This is a genomic window from Prosthecobacter sp., assembly GCF_014879935.1.
Taxonomy (GTDB): domain Bacteria; phylum Verrucomicrobiota; class Verrucomicrobiia; order Verrucomicrobiales; family Verrucomicrobiaceae; genus Prosthecobacter.
This window is the reverse complement of the sequence record NZ_JACSRD010000193.1, coordinates 1-12,984: the sequence shown is the minus strand read 5'-3', so window position 1 is coordinate 12,984 and position 12,984 is coordinate 1. Positions and strand designations below refer to the sequence as shown.

Here is a 12,984-nt window from a genome sequence, read left to right as displayed (position 1 = left end):
AGGCCTGCGCGACGCGGAAAACGCCGTCATCGTCATCCCGGAGCCATTAAACTGGGGCAAGCCATCACCCGACTTCATCGCCGCGCTCGCCGAGAGCATGGTGCCCCTCTCCAGCCTCGTGCTCCGCGTCGAGGCACAGCTCACCGAAGACGCCGCTGGCCCCGCCTTCACCGGCGGGCTCGATGAGGTCATCCCGCACTTCGTGAAGGCTTCTGGCGACCTCCAGCTCGCATCCACCTTCTCAGCCCTCATCACCGCGCCTGATGATCAACTCCGCCATGGCGAGCTCGGCCTTCTGCGATCAAAGCGCCTTCACCCAGCAATTCCGCAAACGCACCGGCATGACGCCGAAGGAGTTCAGGCGGCGGCATCAAGGCTACACCCAGCCATGAAGGGACAAAAAAGCGGACGCCCGATCTGGGCGTCCGCTGAAGTTCCAAAGGTCGTGATACGCTAAATCACGGCATCGGCTTGATGAAGAGGTCCTTGTAATAGACGACACTCTTCGGGTCGTGGCCCTGGATGGCGATGGTGCCTTCGCTGAGCTTGCGGCCGGGCATGTTCTTGAGCTCCTTGGCCGGATCCCAACCGTCTGGTTCGATGAAATCGACGGTGACTTCGCCATTGACCTTGAGCGTGATGTGCTTGCCCTCGACCTTGATGTCGTAGTCGAACCATTCGTCGTCCTTGCTGGGGGCGAGCGGCACTTTGATGTGCTTGCCGCCTTCAGGCTCCTTCTGGCCTTCGAGGAGGGCCAGGATGTTGATCACGCCGTAAAGGCTGCCGGTTTTTTTCGGGTCGGTGTGGGTGCTGTTGACCTGGCATTCGTAACCGGCGTCCGGCCAGCCTTTGTCCTGATACTTGGTGTGAATGTACACGCCGCTGTTCGAGCCGGGAGTGGTCTTCACCTTCATCTTGAGCTCGAAGCTCTGGAATTTGGCTTCGCCGTTCGGGCCGACATAGAAAAGGTGGGCGCGGCCGCCGCTGACTTTCAGCTCGCCGTTTTCGACGGTGAAGACTCCGGGCACTTCCTCGTTGGATTTCCAGCCGGAGAGGTCCTTGCCATTGAACAGGGAGATCCAGCCGTCTTTTTCGTCCGCGGCGAAGGTGGCGGCGGACAACATCAGTCCCGCGAGCGCGGAAAGGGTTGTGAGTTTGAACATAGGGCGGCTGATTTACAGCGCGGCTCCCGGACTGTCCAGCGCCTTGCGGAGGGGCTTGGCCGGAACTTCCCTCACACTCGTCATCACCAGACGCAGAGACTGTCAGAGACAAAGGGGACAGAAAAAAGGGCTGCTGGCTCGGGTCTCTGCCTGTCGGTCCGAGAATGGCGGGTCAACTGACTTTCTTTGCCTTTTTGACGGCGGGGGTGTTCAAATGGCCCTGCAGCGCGGCGTTGTTCACGCCGAGGAATTTGGCGGTGCGGTCGGCGTCCTCGTCAAAGTGACGGTAGGCCATGCGGGAGAGCTCGCGCTCGATCCACGGCAGCAATTCGATGTCCGGCGACTTCTCCGCCATGTTGACCAGCATGGTGAGGGCATCGCGCATGCGGGTGACGGTGGTGGTGGACGAATGATAACGCGAGCCTTTGCTGCCGAGCGGGATGTCGGAGGGCAGCAGGACGTCCGAATTGCACAGGGCGCAGGCGCGCTGGATGGTGTTTTCCAGCTCGCGCACGTTTCCGGGCCAGTCGTAGGCTTCCAGGATGTCGAGCGCGTCATCGGTGAAGCGCATCTGCGGGCCGCGGCGGCGGGTGGAGAGGCGGTGAAGGAAGAACTCGGCCAGCAGCCGCACGTCTTCGCGGCGTTCACGCAGCGGCGGGATGTGGATGCGGACCACGTTGAGGCGGTAGAACAGATCCTCGCGGAAATTGCCCTTCGCGACCTCGTCTTCGAGGTTCTTGTTGGTGGCGGCGAGCACCCGGACATCGGTTTTCAGTGTCTGGTTGCTGCCCACGCGGCTGTACTGGCCTTCCTGAAGAACGCGGAGCAGCTTGCTCTGCACGGCCAGCGGCATGTCACCGATTTCATCGAGGAAAAGGGTGCCGCCATCGCACTGCTCGAAGCGACCGACGCGCTGGTTCACGGCACCGGTGAAGGAGCCCTTTTCGTGGCCGAAGATCTCGCTTTCGAGCAGGTTGTCGGGGATCGCCGTGATGTTGATGGCCACGAATTCCTTCTGCGCACGCGGGCTGAATTTGTGGATGGCTCCGGCGACGAGTTCCTTGCCGCAGCCGCTTTCGCCCGTGATCATGACCGGGGCGTCGGAGCGTGAGACACGGCCGATGAGCTTGAAAACGTCCTGCATGGCAGCGGAACGGCCGATGATGGTCTCCTGGATGGTCTCCGTGGGCACCTCGGCGGTCTGGGAACGGGTGATGCGGCGGGCATCGATGGCGGAGAGGGCGCTTTCGACGACGCTGCGCAGCTCGTAAGGCAGGCGTTCCTTGCCCAGCACGTCATAGGCACCGAGGCGCATGGCTTCGATGACGTGGCTGGTGGTGGCGGTGCCGCTGAAAAGGATCACCATGGCCTGCGGATCGGTCTGGCGGAGGCGTTTGAGCAGCTCGATGCCCGTCGTGCCATTGAGGCGCACCTCGGTCAGGACGAGATCGGCACGCTTCTTCTGATAGGCCGCGAGGGCTTCCTCCGCGCGTTCGAAGGTGTTGATCGTGACGCCAGGCGCTTTCAGATGTGCTGCGGCCCATGCTAGAAAATCGGCATCTGGATCCACGATGACGAGGTGGCTGTCCGGAACTTCTGGCATCTTGGGCGTTGGGTTAATGAGGGGGGCTTATCGCAGCAATTTTCCGGGACGTCAAAACTTTCGTCAAACAGCTCCAAAACGGCGGTGGCGCTGGTGGAAGGCGCGGATCGCTGTCTTGAGATCCTCTTTGGAGAAATCCGGCCAGTATTTTTCGGTAACGTAGAATTCGGTGTAGCTAAGCTGCCAAAGGAGGAAGTTCGAGAGGCGCATCTCCCCGCTGGTGCGGATCATCAGGTCCGGGTCTGGATAATAGCGCGTGTAGAGATGCTTGCTGAAGACCTCGCCATCAATCATCGCCTCGTCGAGGTGGCCGCTCTTCACGCTTTGCAGCAGGCTTTTCACGCCATCCACGATCTCCTCCCGCCCGCCGTAGCTGAGGGCGAGGACGAGCGTGAGGCCGGAATTCTGGGCGGTCGTCTCGATGCAGCGATGCAGCTCCTCCTGGCAGGACTGGGGAAGGTCGTGCAGGCGGCCGATGGCCTGCAGGCGGACATTTTGCCGCATCATCAGCTCCAGTTCGCCGCGCAGAAAGATCTCCAGCAGCTTCATGAGCGCCTCGACCTCCCGTTTCGGCCGTTTCCAGTTCTCGGAGGAAAAAGCGTACAGCGTGAGGAACTCCACGCCGATCTCACCGCAGCCTTCGACGACCCGGCGGACGGTTTCTGCGCCCGCACGGTGCCCCTCGGTCCGGGGCAGGCCGCGTTCCTTGGCCCAACGGCCGTTCCCATCCATGATCATGGCGATATGGCGGGGGACGGGCTTCAGGTCATCATCGGGTCGGGACATGCGGGAGGCGGAATCTACGCGAGCCACGCGATCCGCGCCAGAAATCTTCGCGGTGCTGTCACCACTGGCGATGCGGGCAACAATCCTCTCGCGTGAAGCTCCGCTCCGGCGTTAGGTTTCCGCCAGATGAGCCACGGCATGACCGCCAGCCTGATCTGTCCGGCCTGCGGGCAGGCGTTTCTCTCCATGCAGCATGCGATGGAGGGTGTGGCGCAGTGCCCGCATTGTGCGCACAGCGGTCCGCGCTCCCAGTTTGGCACGCATGGACAAACAGCGGGCCTGATGCCGGTGCGGCGGCGTGTGGCGCAATCGCAGCAGGCTGCGGATTTCCCGGTTCCCGGCCAGGCAGTTCCGCCGCCGATGGCGATGCAGCCTGCGCAGCCGACCGTATGGCCGGGTGTGCCCCAGGTGGCTGCCGCCATGCCGCCGCCATCGGTCGCACGGGCGACTTTGCAGCCTTCCCAGGCGCTCATGCCGGTGGGAGAACCGCCGCCACCGGGCGATTTCACCATTCCGCAGCCTTCAGGAGGTTCAGGCTGGCGTCACGCGTTCATCATGCTGGCGTTTTGCGTTGTCTGCGGAGCCGCGGTGTGGGTGTGGTGGGACCATGCGAACGCACCTGGGGCGGTTCTGGCGCGTCAGACCACGGCGGCCGTGCCACAGCCGTCCGTGGTGGAAATCCGGGCCGCTCCTCCGCTCCCGAAAGCCGCAGATGCCGCCCCGAAATTTCCGCCACCGGACATGGACGCCATTGCCGCGGATGCGAAAGCGCTGGTCACCGAGCTTTTCGCCGCTGACACGCCGGAACGTCGTGCGGCCTGCATTCATGACGCGGCCAAACACGCGGCGGAAATCGAGGCGACCCTCGGTCCCGCAGCGCAGGCCAAGATCGAGCTGCGGATGCTCGCGCGCATTCCGGGCATTCCGCTGACCCTGCCCGGAGGCGAACCGGCGCCGCTGTTCAAGCTGGCGACATCCCGCTGCCCGAATGGCGCCCTCGTCCGTCTGGTGATGGGCGTTGATGGGAAGCGGCGCATCCACTGGCCGCTGCTGATCGAGACGCACCACGGCATGTTGGGCGCTTTTTTGAAGCAGGGCGGAGATGTGGCGGCCTGGTTTCATGTGGCGATGCGGCCCAGTCACGGGCTGGACATTCCTGCGGACATGAGGGCCAAATACCTCACCTTCGACGCGCAGACCTCCGCCACGAGTGATCCGCATTTCGTCGCCTGCGTCGAACGCGACACACCACTGGGCCGTTTTTTGGACCGTGAATCGGAGTGGGGGAAGGTCTATGTGTCCCGGCTGCTGGTGCGGCATCTGGACATCAAATCCGAGGCCTCCTGCATGCTCGTCGTGGATTGCGAAGGGGCTCCGGAGCGTTGATTCGCGGCGGATTTTACCGCACGACCTCCGGACAACCCGCTGTGAGGAAATGGAGCATTCGGCGGCAGTTCGCAGAAGGCCCGGCAACTTCTGAGACAGGCCCTTGCGCCTGTCTCAGTCTCGAGCGGAGCCTTCAATCAGCCCCGGGGCGGGCCGAGTTCAATCCTGCGTCCCGTTCGACCGCTTTTCGTCCTCGCGAGACAATTCTTCGAGCGTCTTCTCCTGGGAGGGGGATGCAGCGGGTTCTTCGTCTGGCACCTGGGAGCTTTGATCCTCGCCCTGGTACTCATCGTACTCCGTCGCGGGCTTTTCCACCTCCGCCGGAGGAGCGGAAGGCTTGGCGGCCGGCGACTGGTAATCTTCCTTGTCCTCATCGTCATCGGTGGATGACCACGGATTGTAGTTCTCGTTGTCCCAGTCGTCGGTTCCACCGCCCTGTTCGAGCTCCTTCTCGTCCTTTTCGATCTGGGCGTAGTATTCAGGGTAGGCCGCACGATCCTTCTTCTCCATGAAATAGGCCAGCCACACACAGATGGCATACAGGAAGTAAAGAGGGCCCGACATCAGCATCAAAGTCAGCACGTCCGGCGTCGGCGTGATGATGGCGGCGAAGAGAGTGATGCCCACCAAGGCATGCCTCCAGGTGGACTTCATGATCTTGAAGTTCAGGAAGTCCAGCTTCACCAGGGCCATCACGATCACGGGCAGTTCGAAGGAAATGCCGAACACGAGGATGAAGCGTGTGGAGAACGTGACGTAATTAGACAGCGTCCAGTCCTGACGTGAACCCACCGATTTGGCGAACTCGTCAAAGAATGAAAGCGCCTTCGGCAAAACGACCCAGTAGGCAAAGGCCGCTCCTGCCAGGAACAGGCCGGTTCCAATCGCGATGCCTGGGAACAGCAGCTTCTTTTCGTTGGGCTTCAATCCTGGAAGGATGAACTGCAGCAAAAACACCAGCAGGACTGGGAACGAGATGATCACCGCCGAGATGAGCGAGACATTGATCGCCATCATAAACGGACCTGCGACATCGATGTTCTGTAATAGCAGACTGGCTCCGGCCTCGTCCTTTGCCAGGCCGGCGAAGATCAGCGGAAACTGGATCGCACGGAACAGCTCCTTGTAGAAGATGAAGGTGCCAATTGTCGAGATGACCAGAGTCATGACGATGCGCACGATCATCGTGCGCAGGTCCTCGAGGTGTTCGAGGAAGGGTTTTTCCTCGTCTGTGTTGCCGCTGAGGTTCAGCGCGACCTTATCGCGGACTTTGAAGACTTTTTGAAGAATGCCGGACCACATGGGGGAGGGGAGATGGGGGGTGGAGGAGGATCAGGCGGCAGAAAATGACGAATGACGAATGTGGAATGACGAATGGGCCGGAAAATCCGTTATTCGCGGATCAATTGCGGTCGTGGTGCATGGGCATGCGTTCGTCATTCGGGATTCGTCATTCGGCCATTCCGCCTGCGGCGGCAAGTCCTTGGGCCGCGATCCGCGCGTAGAGAGCCAGCGTCAGGGCGTTGGTGATCGCATTGGCAGCAATCATCCCACGCAGTTCTCCCGCGCTGACAAACCGCACGTCGCTGATGTGCTCGCTTCCATCCGGCTGGGGACGGCTGACGACACACACGGGCTTCGCCGTGAAAAGATAAACGATCTCGTCGGTGAAACCTTGCGAGGGAAAATACCAGCCCAGTGGCTGCAGCGTGCCGCCGTCCGGGTCGATGACGCAGCCGCACTCCTCCCGCAGTTCATTGACCACCGTGTGGATGATCGACTCCCGGGTCACCTCGGTGTCGATCTGCCCGGCGGGGAATTCCCACATCGTCTGCATCACCGGCAGGCGCTCCTGATGTACCATGACGAAACGTCCGTCCTCCAGCACCGGGGCCACGGCCACGGCGGCCTTCCGCTGCACCACCATCCAGGGCACCTCCGCACTGCGGTTCGGCGTGATGAAGTGGGCGCGCTCGACCTTCACGTGTGGATTGTCCAGGGCCATCTCGCTGCGCGTCTTGCGCCAGCCGGCCTCCAAACCGGGGGTGTAAAGCTCGAAATCCGGGATCTGCATGCCGGTCATGCGGTCAAAGCCTTGCGCCAGCGGGCCAGTTGCGCCTTCACATTGTCCGGTGACGGTGCACCGATGCCTTTGCGGGCGTGCATGGCGGTTTCGAGGTTCAAACAAGCCGCCACATCCGCCTGGAACACCGGCGAGAAGCGCTGGAACTCCGCCAGCTCCATGTCGCCAAAGCCACGCTTCTCCTGGATCGAGTAGGCCACGAGTTTGCCGATGACTTCATGCGCCTGCCGGAACGGCACGCCGTGATTGACCAGGTAGTCGGCCAGATCGGTCGCCAGCAGCATCGGATCGCCCGCCGCGGCGGTGGTTCTGGCCGCGTTCACGTCCATGCCGCTGATCATCTCGGTGAAGACTTCCAAAGCGAGCACCACGGTGTCGATGGAGTCGAACAGCGGCTCCTTGTCCTCCTGCAGGTCGCGGTTGTAGGTCATCGGCAGGCCTTTGATGAGCGTGAGGATGCTCATCAGGTTCCCGATCAAGCGCGCTGACTTGCCGCGAGTGAGCTCCGCCACGTCGGGGTTTTTCTTCTGCGGCATCAAAGACGAGCCCGTCGTGTGTGCATCGCTCAAGGTCACAAACCCGAACTCCGCGCTGGCCCAGAGGATCACATCCTCGCTCAGGCGCGAAAGATGCACCCCGAGCAGCGACAGGTCGAAAAGCAGCTCCGCCACGAAGTCGCGGTCGCTGACGGCATCCATCGAGTTCTGCGTCACGCCATCGAACCCCAGCTCCTGTGCCACGTATTCGCGGTCCAGGATGATCGTGCTGCCAGCGAGCGCCCCCGAACCGAGCGGCATCACATTCACGCGCTTCCGGCAATCGGCGAGACGGGCCGCGTCGCGGTCCAGCATCTCGACGTAGGCCAGCAGGTGATGGGCGAACAGCACCGGCTGGCCGCGTTGCAGGTGGGTGTAGCCCGGCATCACGGTGTCGCCACCACGCTCGGCGCACTCCACCAGCGCCGCCTGCATGGCGCGGACGTGTTTAAGCACGGTATCGATGTTAGCCCGGCAGTACAGACGCACATCCGTGGCCACCTGGTCGTTCCGGCTGCGGGCGGTGTGCAGTTTCGCGCCCGCCGGGCCGATGCGCCGTGTCAGCTCGGCCTCGATGTTCATGTGCACGTCCTCCAGGGACTCCTTGAACTCAAACTGCCCCTTTTCGATCTCGTGGCGGATCTCCAGCAGCCCGGCTTCGATCTGCTGCTGCTCCCCGGCGGTCAAAATGCCCGCCTTCAGCAGGCCTTTCGAGTGCGCGATCGATCCGGCGATGTCGTGCGGGTAGAGCCGCCAGTCAAACGACACGGACTCTCCATAGCGCTGCACCAGAGCGCTGGTTTCCTGGGCAAATCGACCTTTCCACATAAAATTCGAGGGGCGCGGAGACTAGCGGCTTTCACGACGGGCGCAACCGCTCTGGCGCAGGGGGCTGAACCTCCGGGTTCCTGCGGGGACCGCAAAATCCGCTGCAAGTCCGCATTTGCCATTGGCGGGGGAATTGTTATTCTCGGGCGCAAGTCTGCGACAGAGTCTCATTTGCAAAGCGTTTCCCAACCATGCCTTCCACCCTTGCTGAACTTCCCATCGGCACTGATGCCATCGTGCTGGCCATGCCTACCGGCCGGTCCTGCCTCACCCGACTGCGGGAAATGGGCATCGTCCCCGGCACCCGCGTCCGTGTGACCCGCCGGGCCCCGTTGGGCGAGCCGATTGAGATCAGCGTGCGTGGTTCCCAGCTCTCGATGCGCAATCACGAGGCGGCCTTCATTGGCATCTCCCCGGCATGAGCACCGTTTCCAGCGAGACACCGCTCATCGCCATCGTGGGGAACCCGAACTCGGGCAAGACCACGCTTTTCAACCTGCTCACGGGCCTGAAGCAAAAGGTCGCGAACTACCCCGGTGTCACCGTCGAAAAGAAGATCGGCGAGTGCTACAGCCAGCATGGCAAGAAGCTGCGCCTCATCGATCTGCCCGGGGCTTACAGCCTGAATGCGCGTTCGCCGGACGAGGCGGTGCTGCGGGATGTGCTGCTGGGCAGGCGCCCTGAGACGCCGCGGCCGGACCGCGTGGTGTGCGTGATCGATTCCGCCAACATCGAGCGGAATCTCTACCTCGTCTCCCAGGTGCTCGAACTCGGCCTGCCGACGATTCTGGTGCTGAACATGGTCGATGTGGCCGAGCAACGGCAGTGGCGCATTGATGCGGCGAAGCTGGGCGAGATTCTCGGCATTCCCGTCATCAAAACGCAGGCGGTGACAGGGCAGGGGATGATCGAGCTGAAGCTCGCGCTCAGCCGCGATGACCTTCCCGCCACGAAATGGCAGAGCGCGGTCATTCCCGAAGGCGTGCGTGCCGCTTTGGAGCAAAGCCGGGGGCCGCTGTGTGAAACGGGTGCGATCCATGCGAAGGCATCGCTGCTGGAGCCGCTCTACCTGCTCTCCGACCACGATCCCACGCACTACGGCATCGCCGATTCGCAGATGGGGCGCGTGCATGAGCTGCGAAAGAGCATCGACCAGGCCTTTCCCGGCTGGGAGGACGATCTCGTCGCCGAGCGCTATCAGAGCATCGAAAAACTCTGCGCCGAGGTCCTGCGTCGGCCGGATCAGGAGATCGAGACCATCACCACCAAGCTCGACCGCATCTTCCTGCATCCCGTGCTGGGCTTTGTGAACCTGGCCTTCGTGTTCGTGCTGCTGGGCTACCTCATCTTCAGCGTCGCCTCGGTGCCCATGGAGTGGATCGACGGCCTGTTCGGTCAGATCGGCGCGTGGGTGGAGTCGCAGATGCCGCCCGGTGATTTGCGGGATCTCATGGTCAATGGCGTCGTCTCCGGCGTCGGCGGCGTGGTCATCTTCCTGCCGCAGATCGTCATCCTGTTCTTCTTCATCGGCCTCATGGAGGACACGGGCTACATGGCCCGTCTCGCCTTCATCATGGACTGGCTCATGAGCAAGGTGGGGCTGAATGGGAAGTCGTTCCTGCCTTTCCTCAGCTCGTACGCCTGTGCCGTGCCCGGTGTCATGGCCGCGCGCACCATCGACAGCCCGAAGGACCGCCTCGTCACCATCCTCATCGCGCCGCTCGCCTCATGTTCGGCGCGTCTGCCGGTTTACACCCTGCTCATCGGTCTGCTGTTCCCCTCACAGCCGCTCACGCAGGGGCTGCTGATGATGGGCCTGTATGCGCTGGGCACCGGCGGGGCGTTCGTCTTCGCCTGGATCTTCAGCAAAGGCATCATGAAGGGCGACAGCAGCCCGATGATCCTGGAAATGCCGCCCTACAAGCGCCCGGCGCTGCGCTCCATCCTGCTGCTCGTCTGGCAGCGGGCGAAGGCCTTCCTTGTCCGCGCCGGCAGCATCATCCTCGGCATCTCCATCCTCATCTGGGCCGCCTCGACCTATCCGAAAACCGACACGGAGGACAAGTCACTCCAGCTCGCCAACAGCTTCGCCGGGCAGGCCGGTCATTTGATCGAGCCTGCGATCAAGCCGCTCGGCTATGACTGGAAGATCGGCATCGGCCTCATCGGCAGCTTCGCCGCGCGCGAGGTCTTCAACACCACCATGGGCGTCGTCTATGCCGTGGAGAGCGAGGATGACGAGAACCTCGACCCGCTGCGTGAAAAGCTCGCCTCCGAACGTCGTGCCGATGGCAAACCCGTCTATTCCCCGCTCGTCTGCCTCAGCCTGCTCGTCTTCTACGTCTTCGCCATGCAGTGCGTCAGCACCATCGCCATCGTGAAACGTGAAACCGGCTCGTGGAAGTGGGCGTTGATTCAATTGGGCTACATGACCGGCACCGCCTACCTGCTCAGCCTGCTGATCTTCCAAGTCGGCACCGCGATGGGGTATTGATCACAACGCACCATGAACGAAAACTGGCAATCCCTCGCCGCCATCGCGGTCATCATCGTCACCGTGGCGCTGTTTGTCGCGCGTGCCGCGAAACGCCGGAAAAAGCCCGGCTGTGGTGGCGGTTGCGGCTGTGGGAAGTGATTCTCAGGCGGCTGGTGCCGACGAAGCGGCAGGTCGGTGGCGGATGAAGTCGATGAGGCTTTCCACCTTCGTTTTCAGGCTGGTGCTGATGTCCTGAGCTTCGATGTGCTTCACAAAACGATGTGCCCAGGGCACTTTGTTGGCGGCGTAGTCGCACCAGGCGGGCGCTGTCGGGCCCACCACACGCTCAAATGAGTCGCTGAAGCTGCCGATGGCCCGGATCTCGAACTGGCCGTCTTTCCTGAGCCCTGCCTCGGCCACCGCCGCCTCCACCGTGCGCTGCGTGAGGTAGTTTTCGATCTCACGTCCATCCGTCACCCACGCGTGCAGGCCGTTCGCCTCGCATTCGGCGATGACGCGTTGTTTCGTCGCGTTCAGCGGATCGTTCAGGCCCTTCTTGCGGTCGCTGTCCATCACGATGGCGGAGCGCTGGTTGATGCGCAGCAGTTGGATGAAGCCGTCGTCCGGCTCGCCATCGCGTTCCAGCTTCAGATGCGAAAGCAACCGGCCGCCGTAGAACATGATCGCGTAGTCGATGCCCTCGATCAGTTCCGGGCCGCCGAGCTGCTGATTCACCAGCTCCATCCAGCGTTTCAGGTAAAGCCGGTCGCTCGGACCCTCGACCCAGATCACCGCGTTCGCCTGCAGCAGGTCGCTCGCCCGCATGCCGAGGTCATCCAGCGCCTCCAGCGTATGCTTGTCGGTGGTGATGCGCGTCGGGATCGTGACTCCGTCCACCATCTTCAGATGGATCACATCCACATCCTCCGCCGGCGCGATCATGGTCTGTGAATGCGTGGTGATGATGTAGCGGTTGTCGCCCGTCTCCTCGCGCAGGAACTTCAAAAAGCGCCGCTGCAACACCGGATGCAGATGAATCTCCGGCTCCTCGATGCCGAAGAGGGCGTCTTGTTCAGAGAGCGCTGCTATGGCTAGAACAAGAAGCTGGTGAATACCGGTGCCGTGAGATTCGATGGGCAGGTGTCTGTTGCCCTCATGAATAACTACCTTCTTTTCACCTCGGGGAACGTCTAATTGGAGGGTTTCGCGGTCTAGCAACTGCCGGATCAGTGTTTGGATGCGGTCAAACCTATTGCGAAGATGGAACTCGCCGTCGTCGGGATTTTGCCATTTGGCCAAAAGCTTGATCACGCCTTTTCCATCAACCGAATATTCTTCCCCCTCTTGAATGCGCCTCGACTCGGGTATTGGCCGATATGGGGGGACGGCGTCACGTGTTAAAAAAAACATCATCCACTCGGCGATATGGCTCTTTGTGGTCGGTGGCAGGATAAACTTTTCGATCCTGCCCGACTCGGTTTCGCATTCAACCTCGACGCCAGTCCCGTCTTCGTTTGGCCCTGATGTGACCGGCCAATCGATCTTGAGAGCACCCAACAGTTCGACCAGTTGAGTGGGACTCGCATTGGCGATTTCATGCCATTGAGCGTTTTCGAATCGCGAGGTCAGGTTTCCTTTGAGAGTCGCAGTTTCAAAGTCGGCGATTTTTCTCCCCTTAACCTCCAAGTCTTCGGCCCGGAGGTGGATTTGTGGATGGTTCTCGGGTGATCGCTGATGGAAGTCGATTTCTTTGGGACGCGTTTTGGATCTTGAAATGGAGGCGGCTGACGAAATCCCTCTCAGCACATTCGACTTCCCGCAGTCGTTCTGGCCGACGAGGACGGTGATCTTTTTGGTGAGGTCGATCATGACCGGGGTTTCGCCGATGCTGCGAAAGTGACTGATGCCTAGGTGGGTCAGCTTCATGCCGCACGGAGGTCATTCGGCGGCAGCCGAGGCGCAAGGGGATTGTGCGGTGGTTCCGGATGGCTGCGAGGCCGGTTTCGCCGGGGTGTTGACGGTTTGACCTCGCTTCCTCGCCTGGCCCGTGTTTGAAAACCTCTGCCGCAGAGCGGCAGCCGTCTCGTAGCCCGGCCTTTGAAGGCCGGGAGAGGATGCGGGTG

General features: G+C 61.8%; 13 protein-coding genes. 5 read left to right on the top strand and 8 right to left on the bottom strand.

Annotated features, from left to right (window positions below; genetic code table 11):
* Positions 1–64 precede the first annotated feature (64 nt).
* The gene (locus IAE77_RS30950) at positions 65–199 is read right to left on the bottom strand and encodes a hypothetical protein (RefSeq protein ID WP_345781002.1); all 135 of its coding nucleotides are present in this window, start codon (positions 197–199) and stop codon (positions 65–67) included.
* A 64-nt stretch (positions 200–263) separates the two neighbouring features.
* Here IAE77_RS30950 and IAE77_RS30945 point away from each other — a divergent pair, with 64 nt between their 5' ends.
* Positions 264–392 carry an AraC family transcriptional regulator gene (locus IAE77_RS30945; RefSeq protein WP_345781001.1) on the top strand — a complete coding sequence of 43 codons (129 nt, stop codon included), beginning with the start codon at positions 264–266 and terminating at the stop codon, positions 390–392.
* Between the two features lie 66 nt (positions 393–458).
* Here IAE77_RS30945 and IAE77_RS21185 read toward each other — a convergent pair whose 3' ends face one another.
* From IAE77_RS21185 to IAE77_RS21175, 3 genes are all read right to left on the bottom strand, one after another.
* Complete coding sequence (locus tag IAE77_RS21185; protein WP_294231105.1) at positions 459–1,163, bottom strand: DUF1080 domain-containing protein; 705 nt, start codon at positions 1,161–1,163, stop codon at positions 459–461.
* Between the two features lie 172 nt (positions 1,164–1,335).
* Positions 1,336–2,766, bottom strand: coding sequence for a sigma-54 dependent transcriptional regulator (locus tag IAE77_RS21180; RefSeq protein ID WP_294231103.1), 1,431 nt, complete (start codon positions 2,764–2,766; stop codon positions 1,336–1,338).
* Positions 2,767–2,829: 63 nt separating this feature from the next.
* Positions 2,830–3,552 carry an isoprenyl transferase gene (locus IAE77_RS21175; RefSeq protein WP_294231101.1) on the bottom strand — a complete coding sequence of 241 codons (723 nt, stop codon included), beginning with the start codon at positions 3,550–3,552 and terminating at the stop codon, positions 2,830–2,832.
* Between the two features lie 138 nt (positions 3,553–3,690).
* Here IAE77_RS21175 and IAE77_RS21170 point away from each other — a divergent pair, with 138 nt between their 5' ends.
* Positions 3,691–4,938, top strand: coding sequence for a hypothetical protein (locus IAE77_RS21170; protein WP_294231099.1), 1,248 nt, complete (start codon positions 3,691–3,693; stop codon positions 4,936–4,938).
* Between the two features lie 159 nt (positions 4,939–5,097).
* Here IAE77_RS21170 and tatC read toward each other — a convergent pair whose 3' ends face one another.
* The 3 genes from tatC to argH all read right to left on the bottom strand — a co-directional run bounded on the left by tatC (position 5,098) and on the right by argH (position 8,385).
* The gene (tatC, locus tag IAE77_RS21165; RefSeq protein WP_294231097.1) at positions 5,098–6,240 is read right to left on the bottom strand and encodes a twin-arginine translocase subunit TatC; all 1,143 of its coding nucleotides are present in this window, start codon (positions 6,238–6,240) and stop codon (positions 5,098–5,100) included.
* 148 nt (positions 6,241–6,388) lie between these two features.
* Complete coding sequence (locus IAE77_RS21160; RefSeq protein WP_294231095.1) at positions 6,389–7,012, bottom strand: NUDIX hydrolase; 624 nt, start codon at positions 7,010–7,012, stop codon at positions 6,389–6,391.
* Positions 7,013–7,017: 5 nt separating this feature from the next.
* The gene (argH, locus tag IAE77_RS21155; protein ID WP_294231093.1) at positions 7,018–8,385 is read right to left on the bottom strand and encodes an argininosuccinate lyase; all 1,368 of its coding nucleotides are present in this window, start codon (positions 8,383–8,385) and stop codon (positions 7,018–7,020) included.
* Positions 8,386–8,576: 191 nt separating this feature from the next.
* Here argH and IAE77_RS21150 point away from each other — a divergent pair, with 191 nt between their 5' ends.
* The 3 genes from IAE77_RS21150 to IAE77_RS21140 are packed head-to-tail and all read left to right on the top strand — an operon-like array spanning position 8,577 to position 11,020.
* Positions 8,577–8,807: a FeoA family protein gene (locus tag IAE77_RS21150; RefSeq protein ID WP_294231091.1), complete on the top strand. Its 231-nt coding sequence runs from the start codon at positions 8,577–8,579 to the stop codon at positions 8,805–8,807.
* The gene (gene feoB, locus IAE77_RS21145) at positions 8,804–10,879 is read left to right on the top strand and encodes a ferrous iron transport protein B (RefSeq protein ID WP_294231089.1); all 2,076 of its coding nucleotides are present in this window, start codon (positions 8,804–8,806) and stop codon (positions 10,877–10,879) included. Before IAE77_RS21150 ends, feoB begins: the two co-directional genes overlap by 4 nt.
* Before the next feature lie 12 nt (positions 10,880–10,891).
* Positions 10,892–11,020: a FeoB-associated Cys-rich membrane protein gene (locus tag IAE77_RS21140; RefSeq protein WP_294231087.1), complete on the top strand. Its 129-nt coding sequence runs from the start codon at positions 10,892–10,894 to the stop codon at positions 11,018–11,020.
* Positions 11,021–11,023: 3 nt separating this feature from the next.
* On the opposite strand, the gene IAE77_RS21135 is transcribed toward IAE77_RS21140, so the two are convergent.
* The gene (locus IAE77_RS21135) at positions 11,024–12,787 is read right to left on the bottom strand and encodes an AAA family ATPase (protein WP_294231085.1); all 1,764 of its coding nucleotides are present in this window, start codon (positions 12,785–12,787) and stop codon (positions 11,024–11,026) included.
* Positions 12,788–12,984: the final 197 nt, after the last annotated feature.

Bases quoted from the DNA above. Each gene is read 5' to 3' on its own strand.
- IAE77_RS30945 (WP_345781001.1), top strand. From the start codon at position 264: ATGATCAACTCCGCCATGGCGAGCTCGGCCTTCTGCGATCAAAGCGCC.
- IAE77_RS21185 (WP_294231105.1), bottom strand. From the start codon at position 1,163: ATGTTCAAACTCACAACCCTTTCCGCGCTCGCGGGACTGATGTTGTCC.
- IAE77_RS21180 (WP_294231103.1), bottom strand. From the start codon at position 2,766: ATGCCAGAAGTTCCGGACAGCCACCTCGTCATCGTGGATCCAGATGCC.
- IAE77_RS21175 (WP_294231101.1), bottom strand. From the start codon at position 3,552: ATGTCCCGACCCGATGATGACCTGAAGCCCGTCCCCCGCCATATCGCC.
- IAE77_RS21170 (WP_294231099.1), top strand. From the start codon at position 3,691: ATGACCGCCAGCCTGATCTGTCCGGCCTGCGGGCAGGCGTTTCTCTCC.
- tatC (WP_294231097.1), bottom strand. From the start codon at position 6,240: ATGTGGTCCGGCATTCTTCAAAAAGTCTTCAAAGTCCGCGATAAGGTC.
- IAE77_RS21160 (WP_294231095.1), bottom strand. From the start codon at position 7,012: ATGCAGATCCCGGATTTCGAGCTTTACACCCCCGGTTTGGAGGCCGGC.
- argH (WP_294231093.1), bottom strand. From the start codon at position 8,385: ATGTGGAAAGGTCGATTTGCCCAGGAAACCAGCGCTCTGGTGCAGCGC.
- IAE77_RS21150 (WP_294231091.1), top strand. From the start codon at position 8,577: ATGCCTTCCACCCTTGCTGAACTTCCCATCGGCACTGATGCCATCGTG.
- feoB (WP_294231089.1), top strand. From the start codon at position 8,804: ATGAGCACCGTTTCCAGCGAGACACCGCTCATCGCCATCGTGGGGAAC.
- IAE77_RS21140 (WP_294231087.1), top strand. From the start codon at position 10,892: ATGAACGAAAACTGGCAATCCCTCGCCGCCATCGCGGTCATCATCGTC.
- IAE77_RS21135 (WP_294231085.1), bottom strand. From the start codon at position 12,787: ATGAAGCTGACCCACCTAGGCATCAGTCACTTTCGCAGCATCGGCGAA.